The organism is Sphaerotilus sulfidivorans (genome assembly GCF_013426975.1).
Lineage (GTDB): Bacteria > Pseudomonadota > Gammaproteobacteria > Burkholderiales > Burkholderiaceae_C > Sphaerotilus > Sphaerotilus sulfidivorans.
On the sequence record NZ_JACCPY010000004.1, the window covers coordinates 193,705 to 219,785 of the forward strand.

26 protein-coding genes are annotated in these 26,081 nt (G+C 70.3%); 23 read left to right on the forward strand and 3 right to left on the reverse strand.

Annotation, left to right across the window (positions count from 1 at the left end):
* Positions 1-17: 17 nt before the first annotated feature.
* The 10 genes from HZU84_RS04175 to HZU84_RS04220 all read left to right on the forward strand — a co-directional run bounded on the left by HZU84_RS04175 (position 18) and on the right by HZU84_RS04220 (position 10,678).
* A complete protein-coding gene (locus tag HZU84_RS04175) occupies positions 18-1,154 on the forward strand; it encodes a YncE family protein (protein ID WP_244954400.1) in 1,137 nt (378 codons plus the stop codon).
* A gap of 2 nt (positions 1,155-1,156) precedes the next feature.
* The gene (locus HZU84_RS04180; RefSeq protein WP_149502448.1) at positions 1,157-1,966 is read left to right on the forward strand and encodes a polysaccharide deacetylase family protein; all 810 of its coding nucleotides are present in this window, start codon (positions 1,157-1,159) and stop codon (positions 1,964-1,966) included.
* Entirely contained in the window at positions 1,966-2,943 is a 978-nt protein-coding gene (locus HZU84_RS04185; protein ID WP_180692790.1) for a sterol desaturase family protein, read from the forward strand. The genes HZU84_RS04180 and HZU84_RS04185 overlap by 1 nt, the downstream gene beginning before the upstream one ends.
* 83 nt (positions 2,944-3,026) lie before the next feature.
* Positions 3,027-3,962 carry an EI24 domain-containing protein gene (locus tag HZU84_RS04190; protein ID WP_149502450.1) on the forward strand — a complete coding sequence of 312 codons (936 nt, stop codon included), beginning with the start codon at positions 3,027-3,029 and terminating at the stop codon, positions 3,960-3,962.
* Entirely contained in the window at positions 3,959-4,768 is an 810-nt protein-coding gene (locus HZU84_RS04195) for a competence/damage-inducible protein A (RefSeq protein ID WP_149502451.1), read from the forward strand. Before HZU84_RS04190 ends, HZU84_RS04195 begins: the two co-directional genes overlap by 4 nt.
* Before the next feature lie 229 nt (positions 4,769-4,997).
* A complete protein-coding gene (gene glnA / locus HZU84_RS04200; RefSeq protein WP_037477526.1) occupies positions 4,998-6,413 on the forward strand; it encodes a type I glutamate--ammonia ligase in 1,416 nt (471 codons plus the stop codon).
* Positions 6,414-6,521: 108 nt separating this feature from the next.
* Complete coding sequence (locus tag HZU84_RS04205) at positions 6,522-7,094, forward strand: hypothetical protein (protein ID WP_257644510.1); 573 nt, start codon at positions 6,522-6,524, stop codon at positions 7,092-7,094.
* Positions 7,091-8,182 (forward strand): nitrogen regulation protein NR(II), encoded by a 1,092-nt coding sequence (gene glnL / locus HZU84_RS04210; protein ID WP_256365866.1) that lies wholly within the window; start codon positions 7,091-7,093, stop codon positions 8,180-8,182. The genes HZU84_RS04205 and glnL overlap by 4 nt, the downstream gene beginning before the upstream one ends.
* Before the next feature lie 51 nt (positions 8,183-8,233).
* Positions 8,234-9,760 carry a nitrogen regulation protein NR(I) gene (gene ntrC, locus HZU84_RS04215; protein ID WP_149502452.1) on the forward strand — a complete coding sequence of 509 codons (1,527 nt, stop codon included), beginning with the start codon at positions 8,234-8,236 and terminating at the stop codon, positions 9,758-9,760.
* A 186-nt stretch (positions 9,761-9,946) separates the two neighbouring features.
* Positions 9,947-10,678: a Crp/Fnr family transcriptional regulator gene (locus HZU84_RS04220; protein ID WP_244954402.1), complete on the forward strand. Its 732-nt coding sequence runs from the start codon at positions 9,947-9,949 to the stop codon at positions 10,676-10,678.
* A 38-nt stretch (positions 10,679-10,716) separates the two neighbouring features.
* Here HZU84_RS04220 and HZU84_RS04225 read toward each other — a convergent pair whose 3' ends face one another.
* On the reverse strand, positions 10,717-12,741 hold the full coding sequence (locus HZU84_RS04225) for a YhgE/Pip domain-containing protein (protein WP_149502453.1): 2,025 nt from the start codon (positions 12,739-12,741) through the stop codon (positions 10,717-10,719).
* A 128-nt stretch (positions 12,742-12,869) separates the two neighbouring features.
* Between HZU84_RS04225 and rpoH the strand changes: the two genes are divergently transcribed.
* Complete coding sequence (gene rpoH, locus HZU84_RS04230; RefSeq protein WP_149502454.1) at positions 12,870-13,802, forward strand: RNA polymerase sigma factor RpoH; 933 nt, start codon at positions 12,870-12,872, stop codon at positions 13,800-13,802.
* A 25-nt stretch (positions 13,803-13,827) separates the two neighbouring features.
* On the opposite strand, the gene HZU84_RS04235 is transcribed toward rpoH, so the two are convergent.
* Complete coding sequence (locus HZU84_RS04235; RefSeq protein WP_149502455.1) at positions 13,828-15,291, reverse strand: aminotransferase-like domain-containing protein; 1,464 nt, start codon at positions 15,289-15,291, stop codon at positions 13,828-13,830.
* 71 nt (positions 15,292-15,362) lie between these two features.
* Between HZU84_RS04235 and HZU84_RS04240 the strand changes: the two genes are divergently transcribed.
* From HZU84_RS04240 to HZU84_RS04250, 3 genes are all read left to right on the forward strand, one after another.
* On the forward strand, positions 15,363-16,349 hold the full coding sequence (locus tag HZU84_RS04240; protein WP_149502456.1) for a DMT family transporter: 987 nt from the start codon (positions 15,363-15,365) through the stop codon (positions 16,347-16,349).
* A 71-nt stretch (positions 16,350-16,420) separates the two neighbouring features.
* A complete protein-coding gene (locus HZU84_RS04245) occupies positions 16,421-17,593 on the forward strand; it encodes an aminotransferase-like domain-containing protein (RefSeq protein WP_244954403.1) in 1,173 nt (390 codons plus the stop codon).
* A gap of 2 nt (positions 17,594-17,595) precedes the next feature.
* The gene (locus HZU84_RS04250; RefSeq protein ID WP_149502458.1) at positions 17,596-18,483 is read left to right on the forward strand and encodes a PhzF family phenazine biosynthesis protein; all 888 of its coding nucleotides are present in this window, start codon (positions 17,596-17,598) and stop codon (positions 18,481-18,483) included.
* An 8-nt stretch (positions 18,484-18,491) separates the two neighbouring features.
* Here the strand turns inward: HZU84_RS04250 and HZU84_RS04255 are convergent, their stop codons facing one another.
* A complete protein-coding gene (locus tag HZU84_RS04255; RefSeq protein WP_180692787.1) occupies positions 18,492-18,944 on the reverse strand; it encodes a c-type cytochrome in 453 nt (150 codons plus the stop codon).
* A gap of 99 nt (positions 18,945-19,043) precedes the next feature.
* On the opposite strand from HZU84_RS04255, the gene HZU84_RS04260 reads away from it, so the two are divergent.
* The 9 genes from HZU84_RS04260 to atpA all read left to right on the forward strand — a co-directional run bounded on the left by HZU84_RS04260 (position 19,044) and on the right by atpA (position 26,073).
* On the forward strand, positions 19,044-19,742 hold the full coding sequence (locus HZU84_RS04260; protein ID WP_149502459.1) for a cytochrome b/b6 domain-containing protein: 699 nt from the start codon (positions 19,044-19,046) through the stop codon (positions 19,740-19,742).
* Positions 19,743-19,753: 11 nt separating this feature from the next.
* Positions 19,754-20,269 carry a GNAT family N-acetyltransferase gene (locus tag HZU84_RS04265; RefSeq protein WP_149502460.1) on the forward strand — a complete coding sequence of 172 codons (516 nt, stop codon included), beginning with the start codon at positions 19,754-19,756 and terminating at the stop codon, positions 20,267-20,269.
* 107 nt (positions 20,270-20,376) lie between these two features.
* Positions 20,377-21,282, forward strand: coding sequence for an SMP-30/gluconolactonase/LRE family protein (locus tag HZU84_RS04270; protein WP_149502461.1), 906 nt, complete (start codon positions 20,377-20,379; stop codon positions 21,280-21,282).
* Between the two features lie 259 nt (positions 21,283-21,541).
* The gene (locus HZU84_RS04275; protein WP_149502462.1) at positions 21,542-22,063 is read left to right on the forward strand and encodes an ATP synthase subunit I; all 522 of its coding nucleotides are present in this window, start codon (positions 21,542-21,544) and stop codon (positions 22,061-22,063) included.
* A gap of 31 nt (positions 22,064-22,094) precedes the next feature.
* Positions 22,095-22,979, forward strand: a complete 885-nt coding sequence (gene atpB, locus HZU84_RS04280; protein ID WP_037483068.1) for a F0F1 ATP synthase subunit A — start codon at positions 22,095-22,097, stop codon at positions 22,977-22,979.
* 162 nt (positions 22,980-23,141) lie between these two features.
* A complete protein-coding gene (gene atpE / locus HZU84_RS04285; RefSeq protein WP_012348532.1) occupies positions 23,142-23,390 on the forward strand; it encodes a F0F1 ATP synthase subunit C in 249 nt (82 codons plus the stop codon).
* Between the two features lie 59 nt (positions 23,391-23,449).
* Positions 23,450-23,920: a F0F1 ATP synthase subunit B gene (locus tag HZU84_RS04290; protein WP_037483075.1), complete on the forward strand. Its 471-nt coding sequence runs from the start codon at positions 23,450-23,452 to the stop codon at positions 23,918-23,920.
* Between the two features lies 1 nt (position 23,921).
* Positions 23,922-24,455, forward strand: coding sequence for a F0F1 ATP synthase subunit delta (locus HZU84_RS04295; RefSeq protein ID WP_037483080.1), 534 nt, complete (start codon positions 23,922-23,924; stop codon positions 24,453-24,455).
* 79 nt (positions 24,456-24,534) lie between these two features.
* Positions 24,535-26,073, forward strand: a complete 1,539-nt coding sequence (atpA, locus tag HZU84_RS04300; protein ID WP_149502463.1) for a F0F1 ATP synthase subunit alpha — start codon at positions 24,535-24,537, stop codon at positions 26,071-26,073.
* Positions 26,074-26,081: the final 8 nt, after the last annotated feature.

The following is a 26,081-nucleotide window of genomic DNA, read 5'->3' on the forward strand; positions in this document are numbered from 1 at the left end:
CCCCACCCCCCCGCCGCATGATCTCGCGCCGCGACTGCCTTCGCTCCTCCTCGGCCAGCCTGCTGGCGCTGTCGCTGGGGGCCTGCCGGCCGACCACCGCCGCGTCGCCGGCCAGCCCGTCGCCGGCCAGCCCGTCGACGCCTTCCGCCTCGGCCGTGCCGACAGCGTCCGCCGCGCCTGCCACGCCAGCCGCTTCGACGGCCTCCGCCGCCGCGGCGCCGTTCTCGGTGCGCACGCCGATCTTCGTGCTGAACTCGCTCGACGCCACCCTCAGCGTCATCGACCCGCTGACGATGACCGAGCTGCGCCGCGTGCCCACCGGCAAGGAGCCGCACCACCTCTACCTGTCGCCCGACGAGAAGTCGCTGCTGGTGGCCAATGCGGTCGGCGACTCGATCACGCTGGTCGATCCGCGCAGCGGCGAGGTCCAGCGCACGCTCACCGGCATCGTCGATCCCTACCATCTGCGCTTCTCGCCCGACATGCAGTGGTTCGTGACCGCGGCCAACCGCCTGGACCACATCGACCTGTACCGGGTCGGCCGGCCGGCCGGTGGCGGCTTCGACATCACGCTGGTCAAGCGCGTGCCCGCCGGCAAGACGCCCAGCCATCTGGCGATCGACACCCGCAGCACGGTGGTCTACGCCAGCCTGCAGGACAGCGACCAGCTCATCGCGGTCGACCTGGCCACGCAGACGCCGCGCTGGACCGTTCCCAGCGGCAAGATGCCCGCCGATGTCTACCTGACGCCCGATGACCGCACGCTGCTGGTCGGCCTGACCGGCGACTCGGTGGTCGAGGCCTATGACGTGAGCGTCAGTCCGCCGAAGCTGATCCGGCGCATTCCGACCGGCGACGGCGCGCACGCCTTCCGCGCCTGGGGCGACCGCCGCCATGTGCTGGTCAGCAACCGGGTGGCCAACACCATCAGCCGCATCGATCTGCAGACGCTGGCGGTGGTCGACACCTATCCGGCGCCGAGCGGCCCGGACTGCATGGACCTGTCGCCGGATCGCCGGTTCATCTTCGTGGCCTCGCGCTGGGCCGGCAAGCTCAGCGTCATCGACACCGAGCAGAAGAAGGTGGTGCGCCAGGTGAGCGTGGGCAAGTCGCCGCACGGCGTCTGGACGCTCGACCACGCGCCGAGGCTGTGACGATGCGTGCGGCGCTGCCGGTCGGCCTGCTGGTGGCCGGGCTGCTGGCCGCCGGCCCGGCGGCGGCGGCCGGCTGCGCCCGTCCGCTGTTCCTGACCTTCGACACCGGGCACATGGGCGTGGCGCCGCTGGTGGCCGAGGTGCTGCGGCGCCAGCAGGTCCAGGTCACCTTCTTCCTGGCCAACGAGCGCACGCAGACCGACGGCGGCAGCCTGGACGCGCAGTGGGCGCCGTGGTGGCGCGCGCGGGTGGCCGAGGGCCATCTGTTCGCCTCGCACACCTTTGACCATGTCTACTGGCGCGCCGACCGCGCCGACGGCGGCTTCGAGGTGCGCCCGAGCGCCGGCCCGCAGGCCGGCGTGCGCTCGACGATGAGCGCCGCCCAGTACTGCGCCGAGCTGGCCCGGCCGGCCGCACGCCTGGCCGAGATCGCCGGCCGGCCGGCGATGGCCGCGCTGTTCCGCGCGCCCGGCGGCAAGACCTCGCCGGCGCTGCTGGCGGCGGCCTCGCGCTGCGGCTGGACGCATGTCGGCTGGAGCCCGGCAGGCTTTCTCGGCGACGAGCTGTCCAGCGACCGCCATCCGAACGACCGGCTGCTGAAGCAGGCCCTGCGCGACATCCGCCCGGGCGACATCCTGCTGGCGCACCTGGGCATCTGGTCGCGCCAGGAGGTCTGGGCGCCGGCGGTGCTCGAGCCGCTGATCGTCGGGCTGAAGGCGCGCGGCCACTGCTTCGCCACGCTGACCGAACATCCCGAGCTGGGCGAGGCGGCGCGCCGTCCGGCCCCGACGTCCTCTCCGTCACGACCATGATCGACGCTCTTGTCCAGCTCTTCGGCCAGGCCCAGCAGTGGCTGTTCGAGGCGGTGGTGCAGCCGCTGCTGTTCGCGCTCGGGCAGGGCGCCCTGCTGGAGGATGCCTACAACGCCACCGGCTGGCTGCTGGTGGGCCTGCTGCAGCTGGCGGTGATGCTGGCGCTGATCGGGCCGCTGCAGCGCCTGCGCCCGGCCGAGCCGGTGCGCGACCGCGCCGCCATCCGCCCGGACATCGCCTACACGCTGCTGCACCGGCTCGGGCTCTTTCGCGTCGGGCTGTTCTTCCTGGTCGATCCGCTGTGGCAGGCGCTGTGGGGCGCGCTGGCGGTGCACGGCTTTTCCGGCTGGCATCTGGACGAGGCGATCGCGCCCTGGTGGCCGGGCGTGACCGACACCGCGCTGGCGGCCTTCCTGGTCTATCTGCTGTTGCTCGACTTCGTCGACTATCTGCTGCACCGCGCGCAGCACCGCTTCGATGCCTGGTGGGCGCTGCATGCGCTGCACCACAGCCAGCGCCAGATGACGATGTGGAGCGACAACCGCAACCACCTGCTCGACGACCTGATCCGCGACGCGCTGCTGGTGCAGATCGGCCACCTGATCGGGGTCGCGCCGGCGCAGTTCGTCGCCATCGTCGCCTTCGGCCAGCTGGTCGAGAGCCTGTCGCATGCCAATCTGCGCCTGTCCTTCGGCCTGATCGGCGAGCGTCTGCTGGTGAGCCCGCGCTTCCACCGCCTGCACCATGCCATCGGCCTGGGCCATGAGTCCGCGGCCGGCAGGGGCACGCTGGGCGGCTGCAACTTCGCGGTGCTGTTCCCGGTCTGGGACATCCTGTTCGGCACCGCCGACTTCCGCAGCCCGGTCGGCCCGACCGGCATCCGCGACCAGCTGCCCGAGGAGGGCGGACGCGACTACGGCCGCGGCTTCTGGGCGCAGCAGCGGCTGGGGCTGCTGCGGCTGATCGGGCGCGGCTGACGCGATCGGGGCCGGGCCTGCCGCGTCCGGCGCACTGCGCATCCTTCACGCACCGGCATCGCCGCTTCGCTATGCTGGCGGGCATGTCGAAAGTCCTTGATGCCCTCTGGCGCGCGATCGGCTACTGCTTCATGCCGCGCGTGATCTTCCTGTCGATGCTGCCGGTGCTGCTGCTGGGCACCGTGTCGACGGCCCTGGCCTGGTTCTTCTGGGAGCCTGCGGCCGCCGCGATGACCGCGCTGGTGGTCGACGCACCGCTGCTGGGCGACGCGATCGCCTGGCTGGATACCTGGACCGGCGGGGTGCTGCGCCATGTCATCGGGCCGCTGCTGCTGCTGGTGGCGGTGGTGCCGGTGCTGATCATCGCCGCGCTGCTGCTGGTGTCGGCGCTGATGGCGCCGACCCTGATCGGTCTGGTGGGGCGGCGCCGCTTCGAGGCGCTCGAGCGGCGCGGCCCGCTGGCATGGTGGCGCGCGCTGGGCTGGACGCTGGGCTCGATCGGCGCGGCGCTGGCGGCGCTGGTGCTGACGCTGCCGCTGTGGCTGATTCCGCCGCTGGCGCTGCTGCTGCCGCCGCTGATCCTGGGCTGGCTGACCTACCGCGTCATGGCCCACGACGTGCTGGCCGAGCATGCCGACGCGGCCGAGCGTGCCGCGCTGCTGCGCGAGCACCGCGCGCCGCTGCTGGCCATCGGCGTGACCTGCGGCTACCTGGGCGCGGCGCCGTCGCTGATCTGGGCCTTCGGCGTGCTGGCGCTGCCGATGGCGCCGCTGCTGCTGCCGGTCTATGTCTGGCTCTACACGCTGGTCGAGGTCTTCGCCGCGCTCTGGTTCGCGCACTACATGCTGGCCGCGCTTGATGCCCGCCGCCAGGCCGCGCCGGTGCTGCAGCCGCTGCGCGTCGAGATCGAGCCGGTCGACGGCGTGCCGATGCCGGGCGCACCGGCGCTGCCGTCTTCAGCGTCCCCTTCTGCTTCTTCCTCCTCCTCCTCCCTCCCGAACCCGCCTCTGCTGCCATGAACTTCGGCCTCATCATCGTCGGCGACGAGATCCTCTCGGGCAAGCGCCAGGACAAGCACCTCTCGAAGGTCATCGAGCTGCTCTCGGCGCGCGGCCTCGCGCTGGCCTGGAGCCACTATGTCGGCGACGACCCGCGCCGCATCACCGAGATCCTGCGCACCGCCTTCGCCAGCGGCGATGTGGTGTTCTCGTGTGGCGGCATCGGCGCCACGCCCGACGACCACACCCGCCAGTGCGCCGCGGCTGCGCTGGACCGGCCGCTGGCGCTGCACCCCGAGGCGCGCGAGCTGATCATGGAGCGGGTGCGCCAGCTCGCCGCCGAGAAGGGCTGGACCGACGATCCCGACCATCCGGACACGCTGCACCGGCTCAACATGGGCGTCTTTCCCGAGGGCGCCACCCTCATCCCGAACCCGTACAACCGCATTCCGGGCTTCTCGGTCGGCGATGTGCATTTCGTGCCGGGCTTTCCGGTGATGGCGCACCCGATGATCGAGGCGCTGCTCGACACCCGCTATGCGCACCTGCATGGCGCGGGCGTGCAGCAGGAGCGCTCGCTCATCGTCTATGGCGCGATGGAGGCCAGCCTGACGCCGCTGATGATCGACCTCGAGGCCCGCTTCGAGGGCATCAAGGTCTTCAGCCTGCCCAGCGTCGACCATCCGGTGCACGGCCGCCACATCGAGCTGGGCGTCAAGGGCCGGGGCGAGCGCCTCGATGCGGCCTACGCCGCCCTGCTGGACGGGCTCGCCCGCTTCGGTGCCCGCACGGGCCCCGAAATGGTGCGCTCGAATGCACCAGAATGAATCATGGCGTGAAACTGTTTGCGCACAGATATGGTGCATGCACGGAATCTGCCTGATCCGGGGCCGATTCCGGCGGTCTGAGGCGGCATGAAGCGACATGAAGACCGTTCCTGTGGATACGGATTCAGGCATGCTTTCTGCTACATTGCCATGCGGTTCGCGGCCCGGTCGTGAACCTTGCAACACCCCGATCCATTCACAGATATCCCCATCTCGCTAGGAGCCCCTGATGGCCAAGACCGTCGCCGACGTGATGAAGATGGTGAAGGAAAACGAAGTCAAGTTCGTCGACTTCCGTTTCACCGACACCCGTGGCAAGGAACAGCACGTGTCCGTGCCGGTTTCGCACTTCGATGAAGACAAGTTCACGTCGGGTCACGCGTTCGACGGCTCCTCGATCGCCGGCTGGAAGGGCATCGAGGCGTCGGACATGCTGCTGATGCCGGATCCGAACACCGCGAACATCGATCCGTTCTTCGAAGAGCCGACCCTGATCCTGACCTGCGACGTCATCGATCCGGCCGACGGCAAGGCCTACGAGCGCGATCCGCGCTCGCTGGCCAAGCGCGCCGAGGCCTACATGCGTGCCTCGGGCCTGGGCGACACCGCCTACTTCGGTCCGGAGCCGGAATTCTTCGTGTTCGACAGCGTCCGCTGGAACGTCGACATGTCGGGTTGCTTCGTCTCGATCGAGTCGGAAGAAGCCGCCTGGAACACCGGCAAGGACTACGAGCACGGCAACAAGGGCTTCCGCCCGACCGTCAAGGGTGGCTACTTCCCGGTGCCGCCGGTGGATTCGGGCCAGGACATGCGCTCGGAGATGTGCCTGATCCTGGAAAGCCTGGGCATTCCGGTCGAAGTGCACCACCACGAAGTGGCCAACGCCGGCCAGATGGAGATCGGCACCAAGTTCAGCACGCTGATCGAGCGCGCCGACTGGGTCCAGCTGCAGAAGTACGTCATCCACAACGTGGCTGGCGCCTACGGCAAGACCGCGACCTTCATGCCGAAGCCGATCGTCGGCGACAACGGCTCGGGCATGCACGTGCACCAGTCGGTCTGGAAGGACGGCAAGAACCTGTTCGCTGGTGACGGCTACGCCGGCCTGAGCGACTTCGCGCTGTACTACATCGGCGGCATCATCAAGCACGCTCGCGCGCTGAACGCCATCACCAACCCGGGCACCAACTCGTACAAGCGTCTGGTCCCGGGCTACGAAGCCCCGGTGAAGCTGGCCTACTCGGCCAAGAACCGTTCGGCCTCGATCCGCATCCCGTTCGTCGCGAACCCGAAGGGCCGTCGCGTGGAAGCCCGCTTCCCGGATCCCCTGATGAACCCGTACCTGGGCTTCGCCGCGCTGCTGATGGCCGGCCTGGACGGCGTCGAGAACAAGATCCACCCGGGCGAAGCCGCCACGAAGGATCTGTACCACCTGCCGCCGGAAGAGGACGCGCTGATCCCGACCGTCTGCTCGTCGCTGGAGCAGGCTCTGGAAGCCCTGGACAAGGACCGTGCGTTCCTGACCAAGGGTGGCGTGTTCACCGACAGCTACATCGACGCGTACATCGACCTGAAGATGCAGGAAGTCCAGCGCATGCGCATGACGACCCATCCGGCCGAGTTCGACATGTACTACGCGCTGTGATGCGGGCCTGCCGTCGGCCTCAAGCCGGCGGCAGCGCTGTCCTGGCGGACACCCATCGCGAAGGCGGCCTCCGGGCCGCCTTTCCTTTTGCGCGATACTGATCCGATCATGATCCGAGCTTCCTGCCTTCGCCCGCGGCTTGCCGTGCTCACCTGGGCCGGTCTGACGGCGCTGACCTTCCTGCCGAACGCGGCGGCCCAGGAGCGGCCGGTCTACCGCTGCCCCGGCAACCTCTACACCGACCAGATCACTCCGAAGGAGGCGGCCGAGCGCGGCTGCCGCACCCTCGACGGTGCGCCGGTCACCGTGGTGCAGGGCGCGGCGCCCCGCCGTGCCGCGCCGGCAGCGGGCGAGGGTGCCGGCCGGGTGAGCGCGCCGGCCGCGACCGCCTCGGGCTCGGCCCGGCCGGCCGGCGCGCCGGAAATGCGGGTCGATCCCGCGCAGCAGCGCGCCCGCGACAGCGATGCGCGGCGCATTCTCGAGTCCGAGCTGGCGCGCGAGGAAAGCGCGCTGGCGGTGCTGCGCAAGGACTACAACAACGGCGAACCCGAGCGCCGTGGCGACGAGCGCAACTTCGCCCGCTACCAGGAGCGGGTGGCCGAGATGAAGGCGGCCATCGCCCGCAAGGAAGCCGACGTCGCCGCGATCCGGCGTGAACTCAGCAAGCTGCCCAACCCGTGAGCTTCTTCAGGAACCGAAACCGCACCTCCTCGTCCTTCGAGGCCTTCGACCATCTGGCGACGATGGTCGCGGTGCTCGACCGCGAGGGGCGCTGCCAGCATGTCAACGCCGCCTTCGAGAGCACGCTGGGCCTGCCGCGCCGCGCGCTGCAGGGCAGCAGCGCCTTCGGCTGGTTCGTCGATCCGGCGATGCTGAAGGTCACCTTCGATGCGGTGGTGGCCAACGAGTACAGCACCGCCCGGCTGGAGGCCCTGCTGGGGCGTCCGCCCGGCGCGGCCTCCAGCGAGCCGCTGCCGGTCCATGCGATCGTGACCCAGATCGACCATGGCGAGCAGGTGCTGCTCGAGCTGGTCGAGCTGGAGCAGCAGGCGCGGCAGGACCGCGAGGCGCGTGCGCTCGACCAGGCCCGCATCACCAAGGAGCTGATCCGCAATCTCGCCCACGAGATCAAGAATCCGCTCGGCGGCATCCGCGGCTCGGCGCAGCTGCTGGAGATGGAGCTCGACAACCGCTCGCTGCATGAATACACCCAGGTCATCATCCACGAGGCCGACCGGCTGCAGGCGCTGGTCGACCGGCTGCTGGCGCCGCATCGCCGCCCGCACATGGTGGCCGACGTCAACATCCATGAGGTGCTGGAGCGGGTGCGCTCGCTGATCCTGGCCGAGTTCCCGAAGGGGCTGGTGGTGCAGCGCGACTACGACACCTCGCTGCCCGAATTCCGCGGCGACCGCGAGCAGCTGATCCAGGCGGTGCTCAACATCGCCCACAACGCCGCGCAGGCGCTGGCCGAGCGCCGCGCCGCCGGCGAGGCGCGCATCGTGCTGCGCACCCGTGCGGCGCGCCAGGTCACGATCGGCCGGCAGCGCTATCGGCTGGCACTGGACTTGCATATCGAGGACAACGGACCCGGCGTGCCGCCCGAGATCCGCGATCGCATCTTCTTTCCGCTGGTTTCCGGCCGCGACGGCGGCTCGGGGCTCGGCCTGACGCTGGCACAGGACTTCGTCCAGCAGCATCACGGCCTGATCGAATGCGAGAGCGAGCCGGGCTGCACGCTGTTCAAGATCCAGATCCCGCTGCCCTGAGCCCGACGTGGTCGGGGAGGGCGGGATCTCACGCCATGACAGGCCACGCGCATGAAACCCATCTGGATCGTTGACGACGACCAATCCATCCGCTTCGTGCTGGAGAAGGCGCTCGCGCGCGAGGAGCTGCCGGTGCGCAGCTTCACCAATCCGCGCGACGTGCTGCTTGCCCTCGAGGACGACGCGCCGCAGGTGCTGGTCAGCGACATCCGCATGCCGGGCGGCACCGGCATCGACCTGCTCGCCAGCGTCAAGGCCCGCCATCCCGGCCTGCCGGTCATCATCATGACCGCCTACTCCGACCTGGACAGCGCGGTCTCCGCCTTCCAGAGTGGCGCCTTCGAGTACCTGCCCAAGCCCTTCGACCTGCCCAAGGCGGTCGAGCTGATCCGCCGCGCGGTCGAGGAAAGCCTGCGCGAGGAGAGCGTCGAGGACCGCGGTGCGCCCGAGGTGCCCGAGATGCTCGGCCAGGCGCCGGCGATGCAGGACGTGTTCCGCGCCATCGGCCGCCTGAGCCAGAGCAATGTCACCGTGCTGATCACCGGCGAGTCCGGTTCGGGCAAGGAGCTGGTGGCGCGGGCGCTGCACAAGCACAGCCCGCGCGCGGGCGGCCCGTTCGTGGCGATCAACACCGCGGCGATCCCGAAGGATCTGCTCGAGTCGGAGCTGTTCGGCCATGAGCGCGGCGCCTTCACCGGCGCGCAGGCGACCCGGCGCGGCCGCTTCGAGCAGGCCGAGGGCGGCACGCTCTTCCTCGACGAGATCGGCGACATGCCCTTCGACCTGCAGACGCGGCTGCTGCGGGTGCTGTCGGACGGCCAGTTCTACCGCGTCGGCGGCCACCAGCCGCTCAAGAGCAATGTGCGCGTGATCGCCGCCACCCACCAGCATCTGGAGGAGCGGGTGCGCGAGGGCGGCTTCCGCGAGGATCTGTTCCACCGCCTGAACGTCATCCGGCTGCGCCTGCCGCCGCTGCGCGAGCGCCGCGAGGACATCGCCGGGCTGGCGCGCCATTTCCTGCAGCGCAGCGCCAAGGAGCTGGGCGTCGAACCCAAGCGGATTTCGGAGGCCGCGCTGCAGCAGATCGTGCTGTTCGACTTTCCCGGCAATGTGCGCCAGCTCGAGAACCTCTGCCACTGGCTGACGGTGATGGCGCCGGCGCAGGTGGTCGATCCGAAGGATCTGCCGCCCGAGGTGCAGGCCCATGCCGCCGCCGCGGTGGCCGCGGGCGCGGCGGGTCTGCCGGCGGCGGCCGACAGCAGCCCGCCGGGCGGGGCGGCGGCGGCGCTGCCGGCGGGCCTGGCGATGCCGGCGCTGTCGCGCGAGGCGGTCAGCCCGGCGGCGGCGGTGCTGCTGCCCGGACAGGATGCCTGGCTGGCCGGCCTGGAGCGGCAGGCCTGCGAGCTGCTCGACCAGGGCCATCCGCAGGTCTGGGACACGCTGACCCGCCAGTTCGAGGCCCGGCTGATCCTGGCCGCGCTGTCGCTGACCAAGGGGCGGCGCATCGAGGCCGCGCACAAGCTCGGCATCGGCCGCAACACCATCACCCGCAAGATCCAGGAGCTCGGGCTCGACTGAATCGCTGCCGCGGCCTGAACCGCCGGGGGGTATTGCGCGGTCCGGCTTGACTTGTCTCAACAGTGACGGCGCGAACTTGGGTGACAGTGCAGCGGCGATCCTGCCGCGTCCGCACAGCCTGACTGCCCGCCCATGGAGATGTTCACCGCCCGGGCCGAGGGGACCACTTCCCCTGCGGCCGCCCCCTTGCCCCGTCCGCGTCGCCGCCTGGCCGCGCCGCCGCCGTCCCCGGCCGATCCGTCGCCGTGGCGTCGGGTGCTGGCCGCCTCGGCGCTGGCCCAGACCGAGATCGACGCGCTGATGGCGATGGCCCGCCGTCGCACGGTGGCGGCGGGCGACATGATTCTCGAGACCCGCCTGCCGGCGCGCGCCCTGGTGCTGCTGCTGTCGGGCGATGTGGTGATGGGCTCGCGTGCGCCGGACGGCAGCCTGCGCACCGAGCGCAGCGTCAACGGCCCGGCCTGGATCGATGTCAGCGCCGCCTGGCTCTGCCAGCCCTGCACGATGGAGGCGCAGGCGCTGTCCGACGCGGTCATCGCCGAGCTGCCGATCGACGAGGTGATGCGCCAGATGGCGGTCCAGCCGGCGCTGGCCGGTCTGCTCTGCCAGGCGCTGGCGATGCAGATCCGCCAGATGACGCTGGCCTCGCGCAATCTGCTGCACAACGACGCGCCGGCCCGGCTGGCGCAGTGGCTGCTGCAGCGCTGCCCGGTGCGCAGCGGCCCGGCCGAGCTGCGGCTGCAGGAGCGCAAGCGCGACATCGCGCAGCAGCTGGCGATGTCGCCGGAGACGCTGTCGCGGCTGATCCGCAGCTTCCAGTCGCGTGGCGTGCTGTCGGTGCGCGGCTATCAGGTGCGGGTGCCCGAGGTCGCGGCGCTGTGCGCGCTGGCCGGTCTGGCGGCGCTGGGCAGCGGCTGACCGGCCCGGACCGTTCTGCCCTGTCGTGGTCTCGTTGTTCAGTCGAACTCGATGCCGGGCTGGTAGTCCTGCCGGTCGACCAGCCGCCAGCGCCCGGCCAGCATCGCGCCGAGCAGCGCCGTGCCGCCGCAGCCGGCCACCACCGCCCAGTGCATCAGCCACTGGCCGTCATAGGCGCCGAACAGGCTGGCGCGCAGGGCCTTGACCACCCAGGTCAGCGGCAGCCAGGGGTGGATCGCCTGGAAGAAGGGCGAGGCCAGCTCGATCGGCATCGCCGCGCCGGCCGCGGCCATCTGGATCACCAGCAGCAGCAGGCCGAGCGCCTTGCCGATGTCGCCGAACCAGCGGATCAGCAGGAAGACGATCGCCAGGAAGCTCAGCGAGGCGGTGATGACCGTCGCGACGAAGGGGCCGAGGTACAGCACCTTCAGGTCGAGCAGCAGCGTCAGCATCGCCACCATCACCAGCGCCTGGCCGAGCACGATCGCTGCCGGCCAGGCCAGCTTGCCCAGCACCTGCAGCGGTCGGGCCAGACCGGCCGCCTCGCGCGGCAGCCGGCGCAGATGGAACATCAGCGCGGCGGTCACCGCGCCGATCCACAGCGACATCGGCACGAAGTTCGGCGCGAAGCCCGCGCCGTCGCTGCCGACCGGCGCGACCACCTCGAGCCGGGGCGCGACCGAATCGGCCAGGCCGCGCGCGCTGCCCTCGGGCAGCGGCAGATCGGCGGGCAGCGAGCGCACCAGCAGCGTCAGCGCCTCATGCAGCCGCCGGCTGCCGTCGTCGAGTTCGATCAGGCCGTGCTGCAGGCGGTCCTGGCCCGCCTGGAGCTGCTTCAGGCCGTCGCCCAGCGCCTGGGTGCCGGCGCCGAGCTGCTGCGCGCCCTGGGCCAGCGCATCGATGCGGCCGTCCTCGGGCAGCGCCGTGACGATCTGGTGCAGCGCGCCGCCTGCCTGCGCCACGCCGCCGGTCAGCGTCTGCACACCGGCGGCGAGCTGCTGGCTGCCGGCCTGCAGCTGCCGGCTGGCCTCGCGGGCCTGGCCCAGGCCGGTGCCGAGCTGAGCGGCACCGTCGCTCAGATGCGCGGCCGCCTCGGCCAGTTCGTCGCCGACCAGCGGGATCGGCTCGCTGGCCTGCTGCAGCATCAGCGCGCCCTGGCGCAGCGTGCGGCTGCCGCCCTGCAGCGCCTCCAGGCCGCGGCCGAGCTCTTCCTGTCCCTGGACCAGACGCTGGCTGCCCTGGCGCAGCGCCTCCAGATCGGCGGCTGGCGGGCGCTGCGCGTCGAGCGTGCGCAGCGCGCCGGCCAGCGGCCGCCAGCCGGTCGCCAGCGCGCTGCTGCCGTCGGCGAGCTGTCCGGCGCCGCGGTGCAGCTGCTGGCCGGCGTCCTGCGCCTTCGCCAGGCCCTGACCGAGCTCGCGCACGCCCAGGTCGGCCTGGTGCAGGCCCTCGGCCAGCCGGCCGCTGCCGTCGCGGATCTGCTCGACGCGCTCGCGCAGCGTCGCCAGGTCGAGCCGCGAGCCGGCGGCCGTCTCCAGCACCAGCGCCCAGCGCTGCTCGTTGAGCGACTCGTTGACCCGATGCGCCAGCTCCGGCGCGAAGCGCTTGGCAAAGCCGGCGGCGCTGTAGCTGTTGCCCTCGGAGGTGTAGAGCGTCAGCCGCGCCGCGCCGGCCTCCCGGCCGGGCAGGGCCTGTTCGCTGAAGTCGCCCGGGATCAGCACCGCGAAGCTCAGCTCGCCGCGCCGCACCGCCTGCCGCGCCGCCTCCCGGTCGTCGAAGACCTGCCAGTCGAACAGATGCTGGCGCAGCAGCGCCTGCTGCACCTGCTCGCCCATGCTGACCTCGACGCCACGGTGGTAGGCCCCCCGGTCGCTGTTGACCAGCCCGGCACGCAGCGCGCCGGTGCGCGCGCTCGGATCCCACAGGCTCGACAGATAGATCAGCGCATACAGCGCCGGCACCAGCAGCGCGCCGAGCGCCGCCAGCGCGAAGCGCCGGTGGCGTCGCAGCAGCGCGGTGTCCAGTGCCACCAGCTCGCGCCATCGCTGCCCTGAACCGTGCTCCATGCCTTCTCGCTCCCTTTTTCCTGTGCCCTGATTGTCACGAGTCTGACCCTTTTCTGCCGTTTCCGGCCTTAGCACTCCTTGAGAGCGAGTGCTAAGATCAAAGGAACTCCAGGAGGCTGAAACAGTCTATGGCCAACATGCAACTGTCCTCTTCCACCGCTCTTGCTGTCCGTGATCCCTGGGCCCTGGTGCCTTCGCTGGGCAATCTCGACGCCTACATCAGCGCCGTCAACCGGCTGCCGATGCTCAGCGCCGAAGACGAGTCGCGTCTGGCGCGTCGCCTGCGCGACCAGCAGGATCTGGACGCCGCCGGCCGGCTGGTGCTGTCGCACCTGCGCCTGGTGGTCTCGGTGGCACGGCAGTATCTCGGCTACGGCCTGCCGCAGGGCGACCTGATCCAGGAAGGCAACGTCGGCCTGATGAAGGCGGTCAAGCGCTTCGACCCGGACCAGGGCGTGCGTCTGGTCAGCTACGCGCTGCACTGGATCAAGGCCGAGATCCACGAATACATCCTGAAGAACTGGCGCGTGGTCAAGGTCGCCACGACCAAGGCGCAGCGCAAGCTGTTCTTCAACCTGCGCTCGATGAAGCGCCAGATGAAGGGCGAGGCCGCCGACGGCGCCACCCACCGCGCCGGCCTGACCGAGGCCGAGATCGACCGCGTCGCCGCCGAGCTGAACGTGCGCCGCGAGGACGTGATCGAGATGGAAACGCGCTTCGCCGGTGGCGACGTCGCGCTCGAGCCGGGCGGCGACGACGATGACGAGTCCTTCGCGCCGATCGCCTACCTGGCCGACGACCGCCAGGAGCCGACCCGCGCGATCGAGGCCCGCCGCCGCGACGAGCTGGCCGGCCCGGGCCTGCTGCGCGCGCTCGACGCGCTCGACGCCCGCAGCCGCCGCATCGTCGAGGAGCGCTGGCTCAAGGTCAACGACGACGGCTCCGGCGGCATGACGCTGCACGAGCTGGCGGCCGAGTACGGCGTCAGCGCCGAGCGCATCCGCCAGATCGAGGTCGCGGCGATGAAGAAGATGAAGAAGGCGCTGGTCGAGGCGGCCTGACAGCCGCCGCGCGCGGCGGCGCGCTTCAGCGCCGCATCGCCTCGCGCTCGCTCTCGAACTCACGCCAGAACGCCGCGTCCTGCGCGGTGGCGAAGTTGATGCGCATCTTCGTGCCCGGCTGACGGCGGGCGTGGAACAGGCTGCCGGGCGCGGTGCTCCAGCCGCGGTCGAGCAGGCGCTGCGCCAGCGCCTCGGTGTCGATGCCGGTCTCGATCCAGCCGAACAGTCCTTGCGGCGGGCAGACGAACTCGCAGCCCGCGCCCTGCGCCAGCCGCACGCTGCGCCCGCGCGCGGCGTCGAGCCGCGCCACCACCCGCTCGGCATGGCGGCGCAGCAGGCCCTGCTCCAGACAGACCGCCACCGCCTGCTCCAGCAGTGCCGGCGTGGTCAGGCTGGCGAGCATCTTCACGTCGATCAGCCGCTCGATCCAGTCGGGCGGCGCCGCGACGAAGCCGACCCGCCAGCCGGGGGCCAGGATCTTCGAGAAGCCGCTGATGTGGAAGCAGCGCTTGAGCCCGTCGAGCGCGGCCAGCCGTGGCGCGTGCGCGGGCGCCAGGTGCGCGTAGGTGTCGTCCTCGATGACATGGAAGTCGTGCGCCTGCGCCAGCTGCAGCAGCTGGTGCGCGCTGGCCAGCGACAGCATGCCGCCGGTCGGGTTGTGCAGCACCGAGACGGTCACGTACAGGCGGGGGCGGTGCTCGCGCGCCAGCGCCTCCATCACCGCCAGGTCGGGCCCGTCGGGGCCGCGCGGCACCGGCAGCAGCCGCATGCCCAGCAGCGTCAGCCGCGCGTATTCGACCGACCAGCCGGGCTCGTCGACCAGCACCGCGTCGCCCGGCGCCAGCAGCGCGCGCGAGACCAGATCGAGCGCCTGGGTCGCGCCCAGCGTGGTCATGATCTGGCGCGGCGAGGCGCGCACGCCGACATCGGCCAGGCGCTGCGCCAGCGCCTCGCGCAGCCGCGGGTCGCCCGCCGGCTCGCCGTAGTGCAGCGCGGCGGCGCCCAGCTCGTCCTCGCGGCCGCTGGCCAGCACCCGGCGCAGCGCGGCCTGCAGCATCGGCGCATCCAGCCAGGCGGGCGGCAGCGTGCCCAGGCCAGGGCCGGGCCGGCCGCCGCTGCCGAGCATGCCGCGGATCAGCATGCTGGCGTCGACCGGCACCCGCGGGCTGTCGGGCGGTGATGCGGCCGGGGCCTCGCCGCGCTGCGCAGGGGCCGCGCGCTCGCGCACGAAGAAGCCGCGCTGGCGCTGCGCCTCGACCAGGCCCTGCGCCAGCAGCTGGTCGTAGGTGGCGACCAGGGTGTGCGGGCTGACGCCGTGGCGGCGGGCGCCTTCGCGCACCGAAGGCAGACGGCTGCCCGGTGCGAGCAGGCGCTGGCGGATCAGCGCGGCGTAATGCGCGGCGAGCTGCTCGGACAGCGTGCGGCTGCCGTCGCGGCTGAGCTGCAGCGCGGCCGGCAGGCGGGCCGCTGTGTCGGTCGTTCGGGCCATACAGTGTGTCGAGATGTGGGGCGATCTGTACTGTCAGTGTATTGGCTGTGTTGCCTAGACTGCAGCGCATCATGAGCACGAACCCGTCGATCTCTTCCCCGCAGCGCGAGCGGGCGGCCGAGCGCCGCGGCCTCTGGCTGGGCCTGCTGGGCGTGGCGGTGTTCGCGCTGACCACGCCGATGACCCGGCTGGCGGTCGGGCCGCTGGAGGCGCCGCAGCTGCCGCCGCTGTTCGTCACCGCCGGGCGCGCCGCCGGTGCTGCGCTGCTCAGCCTGATCTTCCTGCAGCTGACCCGCGCCGCCTGGCCGACCCGCGCCGAGCGCGGCGCGCTGCTGCTGTCGGCCGCCGGCACGGTGCTGGGCTTTCCGCTGTGCCTGGCGATGGCACTGCGCGAGGTGCCGTCGATGCACGCCTCGGTCATCACCGGGCTGCTGCCGCTGTGCACCGCGGCGGTCGGCGCCTGGCATCTGCGCCAGCGGCCCTCGCGCGGCTTCTGGATCTGCGCGCTGGCCGGGGCAGCGCTGGTGCTGGGCTTTGCCGGCCTGAAGGGCGGTGGCCGGGTGAGCGCGGCCGACGGCTGGCTGCTGCTGGCGATGCTGTGCGGGGCGGTGGGCTATGTGGCCGGCGCGCGGCTGTCGGCTTCGCGGCCGCCCGAGCAGGTGATCTGCTGGGTGCTGGTGATCAGCCTGCCGCTGACGCTGCCCGCGGCGCTGTGGTCATGGCCGCCCGAGCCGCGGGCGGTGTCGGCTGCGGCCTGGGCGGGCTTCGCCTATGTCACCGTGTTCTCGATGTGGCTGGGCTTCTTTGCCTGGTACCGCGGCCTGGCGCTGGGCGGGCTGGTGCGGGTCAGCCAGGTGCAGATGCTGCAACCCTTTCTCGCGCTGCTGGCGGCCGTGCCGCTGCTGGGCGAGCCGCTGCAGGCCGACACGCTGGTCTTCGCGCTGGCGGTGATGGCCTGCGTGGGCATCGGACGGACAATGCCGGTCGGGCGCACGCCACCCCGAGTCCTGGCGGTCCCGTCTTCCCTGAACCGATCCGAGCCGGAGGGCCGTGCATGACTGCTGCCGAATCTTTTCCATCCTTTGCTTCTTCCTCTTCTCCCTGGACCCTGGCTCGTCGCGCCGAGCGCATGAATCCGTCGATCCTGCGCGAGATCCTCAAGGTCACCGACCGTCCGGGCATCCTGTCGATGGCCGGCGGCCTGCCGTCGCCGGAGAGCTTTCCGGTCGAGGCGATGCGCGCTGCCTGCGAGCGCGTGCTGCGCGACACCCCGCGCGAGGCGCTGCAGTACGCCGCCAGCGAGGGCTTCGCGCCCCTGCGCGAGTGGGTCGCGGCGCATCTGGCCGGGCAGGGCATGGCGGTCGGCGCCGATCAGGTGCTGATCACCACCGGCTCGCAGCAGGGCCTGGACCTGGTCGCCAAGGTGCTGGTCGATCCGGGCGCGCCGGTGGCGGTGGAGACGCCGACCTATCTGGGCGCGCTGCAGGCCTTCGCGCCGATGGAGCCGGTCTTCGCCAGCGTCGCCAGCGATGCCGACGGGCCGCTGCCCGAGGCGGTGTCGGCGCTCACGCATGACGCGCCGGGCACGCGCTTCCTGTACGTGCTGCCGAACTTCCAGAATCCGAGCGGCCGGCTGATGCCGGAAGCCCGTCGCGAGGCGCTGGTGGCCGCGGCCAAGCAGGCCGGCGTGCCGCTGGTCGAGGACAACCCCTACGGCGACCTGTGGTTCGACGAGGCCCCGCCGCGCCCGCTGGCCGCGCGCTGGCCGGAGGGCACGATCTATCTGGGCTCGTTCTCGAAGGTGCTGGCGCCGGGGCTGCGGCTGGGCTACGTGGTGGCGCCGCGCGCGCTCTACCCGAAGCTGCTGCAGGCCAAGCAGGCCGCCGATCTGCACACGCCGGGCTTCAACCAGCGCGTGGTGCACGAGGTGATCCGCGACGGATTCCTCGACACCCATGTGCCCCAGATCCGCGCGATGTACCGCCGCCAGCGCGACGCGCTGTGCGAGGCGCTGCGCGAGTACCTGCCCGCCGGCAGCGAGTGGCAGCCGCCCTCGGGCGGCATGTTCTGCTGGATTCGTCTGCCCGCAGGCTGCGACGCGGTCGCGCTGCTGCCGCAGGCGGTGGAGCAGGGCATCGCCTTCGTGCCCGGCGCCGCCTTCTACGCCCGCCAGCCCGACGCGCGCACCGTGCGCCTGTCCTTCGTGACGCTGACGCCCGACGAGATCCGCACCGCGGTGGCCACGCTGGGCGTGCTGCTGCGCCGCCACCTGACCGAAGACGCTCCGACCCCGACGCCCTGACCATGACCGCTGCCGCTCAGATGCGCCGCTATGCGGTGCTCGATGTCTTCACCGCCACGCCGCTGCTCGGCAATCCGCTGGCCGTCGTCATCGATGCCGACGGCCTGAGCGACGCGCAGATGGCCGCCTACGCGCGCTGGACGAATCTCTCCGAGACCACCTTCCTGCTGCCGCCGACCGATCCGTCAGCCGACTACCGGGTGCGCATCTTCACGCCCGGCGGCGAGCTGCCCTTCGCGGGTCATCCGACGCTGGGCAGCGCCCAGGCCTGGCTGGACGCGGGCGGCGTGCCGCAGCGCGCCGGCGAGGTGGTGCAGGAGTGCGGCGTGGGCCGGGTGCGGGTGCGCCGGGTGGACGTGAACGGGGCAGGAGCGGCGACGCGACTGGCCTTCCAGGCGCCACCGCTGCGACGCAGCGGCCCGGCCGATGCCGAGACCGTCGCGCAGGTGCTGGCCGCGCTGCGGCTGGCTGCGCCTGAGGTGCTGCAGGTGGAATGGATCGACAACGGCCCCGGCTGGCTCGGCGTGCGGCTGGCGGATGCGGCGGCGGTGCGCGCGCTGCAGCCCGATTTCGCGACGATGGCGGCGGCCGGGCTGAAGATCGGCGTCGTCGGCGCCTGGCCGGCCGGCGGCGAGGTCGATGTCGAGGTGCGGGCCTTCGTGCCGGAGCTGGGCGTGCCGGAGGATCCGGTCACCGGCAGTCTGAACGCCGGGCTGGCGCAGTGGCTGACCGGCGCGGGCCTGCTGCCAGCGCGCTATGTGGCCGGACAGGGCCACGCGCTCGGCCGCGACGGGCGGGTCCATGTGGAGCGCATCGCGGCGGGCGAGAACGCCGGCGTGTGGATCGCCGGCGACGTGGCCGGCTGCGTCAGCGGGACGCTGAGGCTCTGAGCCGGCGGTCAGTCCTTGCGATAGTTGTCGTGGCAGCTCTTGCAGGTCTGCGCGGCGCCACCGAAGGCGGCCTTGATCTGGGCCAGGTCACCGGTCTTGGCCGCGGCGTTGAGCTTGTTGACCTCCTCGGTCATCTTGGTCATGCCGGCCTTGAACTTGTCCGACTCGGTCCAGATCTCGGGCTTGGCGCGGGTCTCGCCCTTGTCGGTGCCGGGGCCGAAGGCGGTGCCGGGCAGCGGTGCCAGCGCAGCCAGCAGCGCGGCATTCTCGGCGGCGGCCTTGGCGTCGAACGGCGCCTTGCCGTTGACCATCGCGCCGATGCGGCCGAAGTGGGCGGCCATCACGGTGAAGCTGGCCTTGCGGTACTTGATCGCGTCCTCGGGCTTCTGGAACTGGGCGCTGGCGGGCAGGGCGGCCAGCAGGCCGGTGGCGGTGCACAGGGCGAGGCAGAGGCGTTTCATCGGCAGGGTTCTCCGGTCGGACATGGAAATCAGGCGTGACCCGGGGGTCCGGGCCAGTGTAGCCTTCGCCTTGAGGCTCTTCATGATGCAGGACACTTGATGAATCCGACTTCTTCCCCCCCGTCGACCGCGCTGGTGCGGGTGCGGATCTGGGATCTTCCGACCCGGCTGTTCCACTGGCTGCTGGCGCTGGCGGTGATCGGCGCGGTGGTCTCGGCCAAGATCGGCGGCAATGCGATGGTCTGGCATTCCCGGCTGGGGCTGGCGGTGCTGGCGCTGCTGGCCTTCCGGCTGGTCTGGGGGCTGGTGGGCGGGTACTGGTCGCGCTTTGCCAGCTTCGTGCACGGGCCGGGCGCGCTGATGCGCCATCTGCGCGGCCAGCCGCGGCTGGGCGAACATCTCGACGCCGGCCACAGCCCGACCGGTGCGCTGTCGGTGTTCGCGCTGCTGGCGCTGGTGGCGCTGCAGCTGGGCACCGGCCTGATCAGCGACGACGAGATCGCCTTCACCGGGCCGCTGTACGCCTGGGTCGACTCCGAGCTGGCCCTGAAGGCCACCTCCTGGCACCGCAGCTGGGGTCAGTGGCTGCTGCTGGGCATGATCGGCCTGCACCTGGCGGCGATCCTCTTCTACCGCCTGCGCGGCACCGACCTGGTGCGCCCGATGCTCGGTGGCGACAAGCTGCTGCCCGCCGAGGTGCCGGCCTCGCGTGACGATCTGCGCGCTCGCGCGCTGGCGCTGGCGATCGTGGCGGCGGCGGTGGCGCTGGCCGTCTGGGTGGGCGCGCAGGGCGGCTAGACTGCGGCGCCATGGACCAACCCGAGACACGACTTGTCGTCGCGGACACGCCGGCCCTGGTCGAGGCCGCCCGCGAGATCTTCCGTGACTACGCCGCCAGCCTGTCGTTCGACCTGTGCTTCCAGGATTTCGATGCGGAGCTGGCCGGACTGCCGGCGCCCTATGCCGCGCCCGACGGCACGCTGCTGCTGGCGCTGGTCGGCGGCGAGGTGGCGGGCTGCGGCGCCTTGCGACGGCTGACCGATGTCGACTACCCGAACGCCTGCGAGATGAAGCGCCTGTATGTGCGCCGCGCGTTCCGGCGCTTCGGGCTGGGCCGTCAGCTGGCCGAGGCGCTGCTGGATGCGGCGCGCCTGGCAGGCTATTCCTCGGTGCTGCTCGACACGCTGGACGACATGGAGGCCGCGCGCGAGCTCTACGCCTCGCTGGGCTTCGTCGAGGTGCCGCCCTACTACTACAACCCGATTCCCGGCGCGCACTATCTGCGCGCCGAGCTGGACGGCAGCGGCGGCGGCAGCCGCTACTGATCCGTCTGCCGATCCGCCGATCTGCCGACCTGCAGCGCCGCAGTCGGGTTACATCGCGGTACGGCGCTAGGATCGCGGGTTTTCGAGCTTCCCCGGAGACCTGCCCGATGGACGACACCCGCACCCCGATCCGCGCCGTCAGCGACCCCTGCCTGCTCGGCGAATCGCCGATGTGGCATCCGCAGGAGCAGGTGCTCTACTGGTGCGACATTCCCGGCCGGCGCGTGCACCGGCTCGATCCGGCCAGCGGCGCGACCGCGGCCTGGGACTTTCCCGTCGAGCCGGCCAGCCTGGCGCCGCGGCTTGGCGGCGGCCTGATGCTGGCGATGCGCGACGGCCTGTGGCATTTCGATCCGGCCAGCGGCGAGCGCACCCGTCTGGCCGAGCCGCCCTACGATCCCGCCCGGGAGCGCTTCAACGATGGCAAGAGCGATGCGCTCGGCCGCTTCTGGGTCGGCACGATCTACGAGCCGCGCGATCCGGCGCTGGCGGCGCTCTACTGCTGGTCGCAGGGCGAGCTCCGCCGCATGGCCGACGGCATCACCGTCTCGAACGGGCTGGGCTGGAGTCCGGACGGCCGCACGATGTACTGGTCGGACACCAAGTCCCACACTGTTCACGCCTTCGACGTCGATGCCCACGATGGCAGCCTGTCGCGCCGGCGGGTGTTCGCGTCCTTCCCCGTCAAGCAGGCGGGCCAGCCGCTCGACGGCTATGGCGGCCGCCCCGATGGCGCCGCGGTCGATGCCGAGGGCTGCTACTGGGTGGCGATGTTCGAGGGCCAGCGGGTGCTGGGGCTGTCGCCGGCCGGCGAGGTGCTGCGCGAGATCCGCCTGCCGGTGCGCTGCCCGACCATGCCCTGCTTCGGCGGGGCTGATCTGAAGACGCTCTACATCACCACCGCGCGCGAGAACCGCCCGGCCGAGGAGCTGGCTGCTCAGCCGCTGGCCGGCTGCGTGCTGGCGCTCCGGGTCGAGGTGCCGGGCCTGCCGGCGCAGTTCGCTCTGGACTGAGCGGATTCGGCGGATTCAAGACGCTGAAGCACCGTGATGGTGCGTCGTGGTGAAAGCGCAATGTCATCGATCTTGCGCATCATCACGACCCTGGACCGTCAAGTGTGATCAACCCGCGAATGAATGCACGAGCCTGGCGCAGTGTTGTATCGCGTGCACGCTTCAGGGGCGGTCGCTGCACGATGCGCTGAAACGATGTTGAAACGTCGAAGCTGTCGGGGTTTCCACGTATAATTCGGTGGTTTTGCCAAACCAGCCGATGAACAGCGTGAAGACAAGCACATCCGGGACGTTCCCGGCGCAGGTCGACCTCGATGAAGCATCAGCTGAGGATGGGCAGGAAGAATTCAAGAGCCTGACGAAGGAAGAGGCGCAAGCCCTTCGAAGCCGTCTCCCGCAGCTCTCTCCGTGGCGGGTGGTGGCGGCGCAAGCCGCGGCAGGTCTGGTGATGACGGTGCTGTGCTGGCTGGTCATCACGGGGCGGGGAGCGGTCTGGTCCGCGCTTTACGGCGCGGCCACCGTGGTGGTGCCGACGGCGCTTCTTGCGCGCGGCATGACCCGGATGAACCGGCTGCCGGAGGTGAAGGCGAACGTTGCTGCGTTCAATTTCATGTTCTGGGAGTTCCTGAAGATCGGGGTCTCGGTGGCCATGCTGGCCGCAGCGGTCCTGGTCGTGCCTGATCTGAGCTGGCCGGCCCTGCTGGTCACGATGATCGTGTGCATGAAGATGAACTGGCTGGCTCTGCTGTGGCAGGGTCGGGTGACAACCAATCGGTCTTAAGACACAAAAGACAACCGTTCGAGAGAAGACGATGGCTGCCGATCAACACGCTCCGACCGCGGGGGAGTACATCTCCCACCACCTGGTCCACCTGACCAACCGTGCCCAGACCGGCATTGCCGACTTCTCGCTGACCGATCCGGTCCTGAAGCTGGACTCGCTGTTCTTCTCGATCCTGCTGGGCGTCGTTGGATGCTTCCTGCTGTGGAGCGTGGCGCGCAGCGTGACCTCCGGCGTGCCGGGTCGTCTGCAGGCCGCAGTCGAGTTCCTGGTCGAGATGGTCGACACCCAGGCCAAGGGCATCATCCACAACGAGGAGTCGCGCAAGGTCGTCGCTCCTCTGGCGCTGACTGCCTTCGTCTGGATCTTCCTGATGAACGCGATGGATCTGCTGCCGCTGGATCTGCTGCCGCGCCTGTGGGCCGGCATCTACGGTGCGATGGGCCATGACCCGCACCACGCCTACCTGCGCGTCGTGCCGACCGCCGACCTGTCGGTGACGCTGGGCATGTCGGTCACCGTGCTGCTGGCCTGTCTGTACTACAGCATCAAGATCAAGGGCCTGGGCGGCTGGGTCGGCGAGCTGTTCTCGGCGCCGTTCCATGCACACGGCCCGGCCGCGATCCTGCTGGCCCCGATCAACTTCACGCTGCAGATCATCGAGTTCCTGGCCAAGACCATCTCGCACGGCATGCGACTGTTCGGCAACATGTTCGCCGGCGAGCTGGTGTTCATGCTGATCGCGCTGATGGGCGCGGTGGGCTTCGGCTCCTTCGGTGGCATCGCCCTGTGGTTCGGCCAGATCATCGCTGGTGCGGCCTGGGCCATCTTCCACATCCTGATCATCACGCTGCAGGCCTTCATCTTCATGATGCTGACCCTGGTGTACGTCGGCCAGGCGCACGACAAGCACTGATCTGGTCCTGAAGCACCCGGATCGATGCCGATCGGCATCGATCTTCTGCGCGAAATCTGTCACAGTCACGCCGGCCTGAAAAGGCTGGTGAGGCCGGAGTCGCGCCCGCATCCCGGTTTCCCTTTCCCTTCCGTCCGTCAACAACCTCTCTTAGGAGCAATCATGGAAAACGTCCTCGGTCTCGTCGCTCTGGCTTGCGGCATCATCATCGGTCTGGGCGCGATCGGCGCTTGTATCGGTATCGCCCTGATGGGTGGCAAGTACCTCGAAGCCTCGGCTCGCCAGCCGGAGCTGATGAACGAGCTGCAGACCAAGATGTTCCTGCTGGCCGGTCTGATCGACGCGGCCTTCCTGATCGGCGTCGGTATCGCGATGCTGTTCGCCTTCGCGAACCCGTTCGTCCTGAAGTAATCGGTCTTTCTCGTCGTTCCCTGTTCCCCTAAACGACTTACACGAGAAAGGTCGAAGCCGTGAATCTGAACGCAACACTGTTGGCGCAGATCGTGGTCTTCGCGATCCTCTGGTGGTTCACGATGAAGTTCGTGTGGCCGCCGATCACGAAGGCGCTCGATGACCGCGCCAAGAAGGTCGCGGACGGTCTGGCTGCGGCCGACAAGGCCAAGCTGGAACTCCAGAGCGCCAACAAGCGCGTCGAGGAACAGCTCGTCCAATCGCGCAACGAGACCGCCAAGCTGCTGGCCGACGCCGAGAAGCGCGCCCAGGCCATCGTCGACGAGGCCAAGCGCCGCGCCGAAGACGAAGGTGCCAAGATCGTCGCCGCTGCCAAGGCCGAAGCCCAGCAGCAGTCGATCCAAGCCCGCGAAGCCCTGCGCTCGCAGGTCGCCGCACTGGCCGTCAAGGGCGCCGAGCAGATCCTCAAGCGCGAAGTCAACGCCGGCGTCCACGCCGAGCTGCTGACCCGCCTGAAGACGGAGCTGTGACATGGCCGAGCTCACTACCATCGCACGTCCCTACGCCGAAGCCCTGTTCCAGGTCGCCTCGAAGGGTGACGTGGCGGCCTGGAGCCGCCAGGTCGCCGCGCTGAGCGCGGTTGCTTCCGACGAGCAGCTGCGCCAGTTCGCCGACAGCCCGAAGGTGACCGCCGACCAGGTCTTCGACCTGATCAGCAGCGTCGCCGGCATGCCGCTCGAGACGGGTGTGCAGAACTTCCTGCGCACCGTGATCGAGAACGGTCGCCTCGTGGCGCTTCCCGCCATCGCCGAGCAGTTCCAAGCCTTGGTCAACGCCGCCTCCGGCGTGTCCGATGCCGTGATCTACAGCCCCTACCCGATCGAAGGCGAGCAGCTCGCCGAGGTCGTGGCAAGCCTGGAGAAGCGCTTCGCGCGCAAGCTGTCGGCCCGTGTCGAGCTGGAGCCTGAGCTGATCGGTGGCATCCGCGTGGTGGTGGGCGACGAGGTGCTCGACACCTCCGTCAAGGCCCGACTCGAACGCATGAAGGTGGCGCTGAGCGCTTGAATCGAATCCATCCTCTGGCTGGTCCGCGTGCCGCGCATACCCTGGCGGCGCGCCGGATCGGCTGGATTGGGAGCAAGCTATGCAATTGAATCCCGCAGAAATTTCTGAACTGATCAAGAGCCGCATCGACGGCCTTGGCGCCGCCGCCGACATCCGCAATCAGGGCACCGTGGTTTCGGTGACGGACGGTATCGTCCGAGTCCACGGCCTGAGCGACGTGATGCAGGGCGAAATGCTCGAGTTCCCGGGCGGTGTCCTGGGTCTGGCGCTGAACCTGGAGCGTGACTCCGTCGGCGCCGTGATCCTGGGCGAGTACGAGACCATTTCCGAAGGCGACACGGTCAAGTGCACCGGCCGCATTCTGGAAGTGCCGGTCGGCCCCGAGCTGATGGGCCGCGTCGTCAACGCGCTGGGCCAGCCGATCGACGGCAAGGGTCCGATCAACGCGAAGCTGACCGACGTCGTCGAGAAGGTCGCCCCGGGCGTGATCGCACGGAAGTCGGTGGACCAGCCGGTCCAGACCGGCCTGAAGTCGATCGACGCGATGGTGCCGATCGGCCGTGGCCAGCGCGAGCTGATCATCGGCGACCGCCAGACCGGCAAGACCGCCGTGGCGATCGACGCGATCATCAACCAGAAGGGTCAGAACATGACCTGCGTCTACGTCGCGATCGGCCAGAAGGCTTCGTCGATCAAGAACGTGGTGCGCGCTCTGGAACAGAACGGCGCGATGGACTACACCATCGTCGTCGCTGCATCGGCCTCCGAGTCGGCCGCCATGCAGTACCTGTCGGCCTACACCGGCTGCACGATGGGCGAGTACTTCCGCGACCGCGGCCAGGACGCGCTGATCGTCTATGACGATCTGTCCAAGCAGGCCGTGGCCTACCGCCAGGTCTCGCTGCTGCTGCGCCGCCCGCCGGGCCGCGAAGCCTTCCCCGGCGACGTGTTCTATCTCCACAGCCGTCTGCTCGAACGCGCAGCCCGCGTCAACGCCGACTACGTGGAAGCCTTCACCAAGGGCGAAGTCAAGGGCAAGACCGGTTCGCTGACCGCGCTGCCCGTGATCGAGACCCAGGCCGGTGACGTCTCCGCCTTCGTTCCGACCAACGTGATCTCGATCACCGACGGTCAGATCTTCCTGGAAACCAGCCTGTTCAACGCCGGCATCCGCCCCGCGATCAACGCCGGTATCTCGGTGTCGCGCGTCGGTGGCGCCGCCCAGACCAAGCTGATCAAGGGCCTGTCCGGCGGTATCCGTACCGACCTGGCGCAGTACCGTGAACTGGCCGCGTTCGCGCAGTTCGCCTCGGATCTGGATGCCGCGACCAAGCGTCAGCTCGACCGCGGTGCGCGCGTGACCGAGCTGCTCAAGCAGGCTCAGTACTCGCCGCAGTCCATCAGCCTGATGGCCGCGACGCTGTTCGCCGTGAACAAGGGCTTCCTGGACGACGTGGATGTCAAGAAGGTCCTGGCCTTCGAAGCTGGCATGCACCAGTTCCTGAAGACCAGCCACGCCGCGCTGCTGAAGACGCTCGAAGAGAAGAAGGCCCTGGACAAGGACGCGGAAGCGGCCCTGAGCGCTGCGATCGCCGCGTTCAAGAAGTCCTTCGCCTAAACCGGGAG

Excerpts from the sequence above, each read along its gene's own strand:
- atpE (WP_012348532.1), top strand. The coding sequence starts at position 23,142 with ATGGAAAACGTCCTCGGTCTCGTCGCTCTGGCTTGCGGCATCATCATC.
- HZU84_RS04270 (WP_149502461.1), top strand. The coding sequence starts at position 20,377 with ATGGACGACACCCGCACCCCGATCCGCGCCGTCAGCGACCCCTGCCTG.
- HZU84_RS04195 (WP_149502451.1), top strand. The coding sequence starts at position 3,959 with ATGAACTTCGGCCTCATCATCGTCGGCGACGAGATCCTCTCGGGCAAG.
- HZU84_RS04175 (WP_244954400.1), top strand. The coding sequence starts at position 18 with ATGATCTCGCGCCGCGACTGCCTTCGCTCCTCCTCGGCCAGCCTGCTG.
- HZU84_RS04260 (WP_149502459.1), top strand. The coding sequence starts at position 19,044 with ATGAATCCGACTTCTTCCCCCCCGTCGACCGCGCTGGTGCGGGTGCGG.
- HZU84_RS04295 (WP_037483080.1), top strand. The coding sequence starts at position 23,922 with ATGGCCGAGCTCACTACCATCGCACGTCCCTACGCCGAAGCCCTGTTC.
- HZU84_RS04180 (WP_149502448.1), top strand. The coding sequence starts at position 1,157 with ATGCGTGCGGCGCTGCCGGTCGGCCTGCTGGTGGCCGGGCTGCTGGCC.
- HZU84_RS04205 (WP_257644510.1), top strand. The coding sequence starts at position 6,522 with ATGATCCGAGCTTCCTGCCTTCGCCCGCGGCTTGCCGTGCTCACCTGG.
- atpA (WP_149502463.1), top strand. The coding sequence starts at position 24,535 with ATGCAATTGAATCCCGCAGAAATTTCTGAACTGATCAAGAGCCGCATC.
- HZU84_RS04245 (WP_244954403.1), top strand. The coding sequence starts at position 16,421 with ATGAATCCGTCGATCCTGCGCGAGATCCTCAAGGTCACCGACCGTCCG.
- ntrC (WP_149502452.1), top strand. The coding sequence starts at position 8,234 with ATGAAACCCATCTGGATCGTTGACGACGACCAATCCATCCGCTTCGTG.
- HZU84_RS04240 (WP_149502456.1), top strand. The coding sequence starts at position 15,363 with ATGAGCACGAACCCGTCGATCTCTTCCCCGCAGCGCGAGCGGGCGGCC.
- atpB (WP_037483068.1), top strand. The coding sequence starts at position 22,095 with ATGGCTGCCGATCAACACGCTCCGACCGCGGGGGAGTACATCTCCCAC.
- HZU84_RS04250 (WP_149502458.1), top strand. The coding sequence starts at position 17,596 with ATGACCGCTGCCGCTCAGATGCGCCGCTATGCGGTGCTCGATGTCTTC.
- HZU84_RS04265 (WP_149502460.1), top strand. The coding sequence starts at position 19,754 with ATGGACCAACCCGAGACACGACTTGTCGTCGCGGACACGCCGGCCCTG.
- HZU84_RS04255 (WP_180692787.1), bottom strand. The coding sequence starts at position 18,944 with ATGAAACGCCTCTGCCTCGCCCTGTGCACCGCCACCGGCCTGCTGGCC.
- HZU84_RS04225 (WP_149502453.1), bottom strand. The coding sequence starts at position 12,741 with ATGGAGCACGGTTCAGGGCAGCGATGGCGCGAGCTGGTGGCACTGGAC.
- glnA (WP_037477526.1), top strand. The coding sequence starts at position 4,998 with ATGGCCAAGACCGTCGCCGACGTGATGAAGATGGTGAAGGAAAACGAA.
- HZU84_RS04190 (WP_149502450.1), top strand. The coding sequence starts at position 3,027 with ATGTCGAAAGTCCTTGATGCCCTCTGGCGCGCGATCGGCTACTGCTTC.
- HZU84_RS04275 (WP_149502462.1), top strand. The coding sequence starts at position 21,542 with ATGAACAGCGTGAAGACAAGCACATCCGGGACGTTCCCGGCGCAGGTC.
- HZU84_RS04235 (WP_149502455.1), bottom strand. The coding sequence starts at position 15,291 with ATGGCCCGAACGACCGACACAGCGGCCCGCCTGCCGGCCGCGCTGCAG.
- rpoH (WP_149502454.1), top strand. The coding sequence starts at position 12,870 with ATGGCCAACATGCAACTGTCCTCTTCCACCGCTCTTGCTGTCCGTGAT.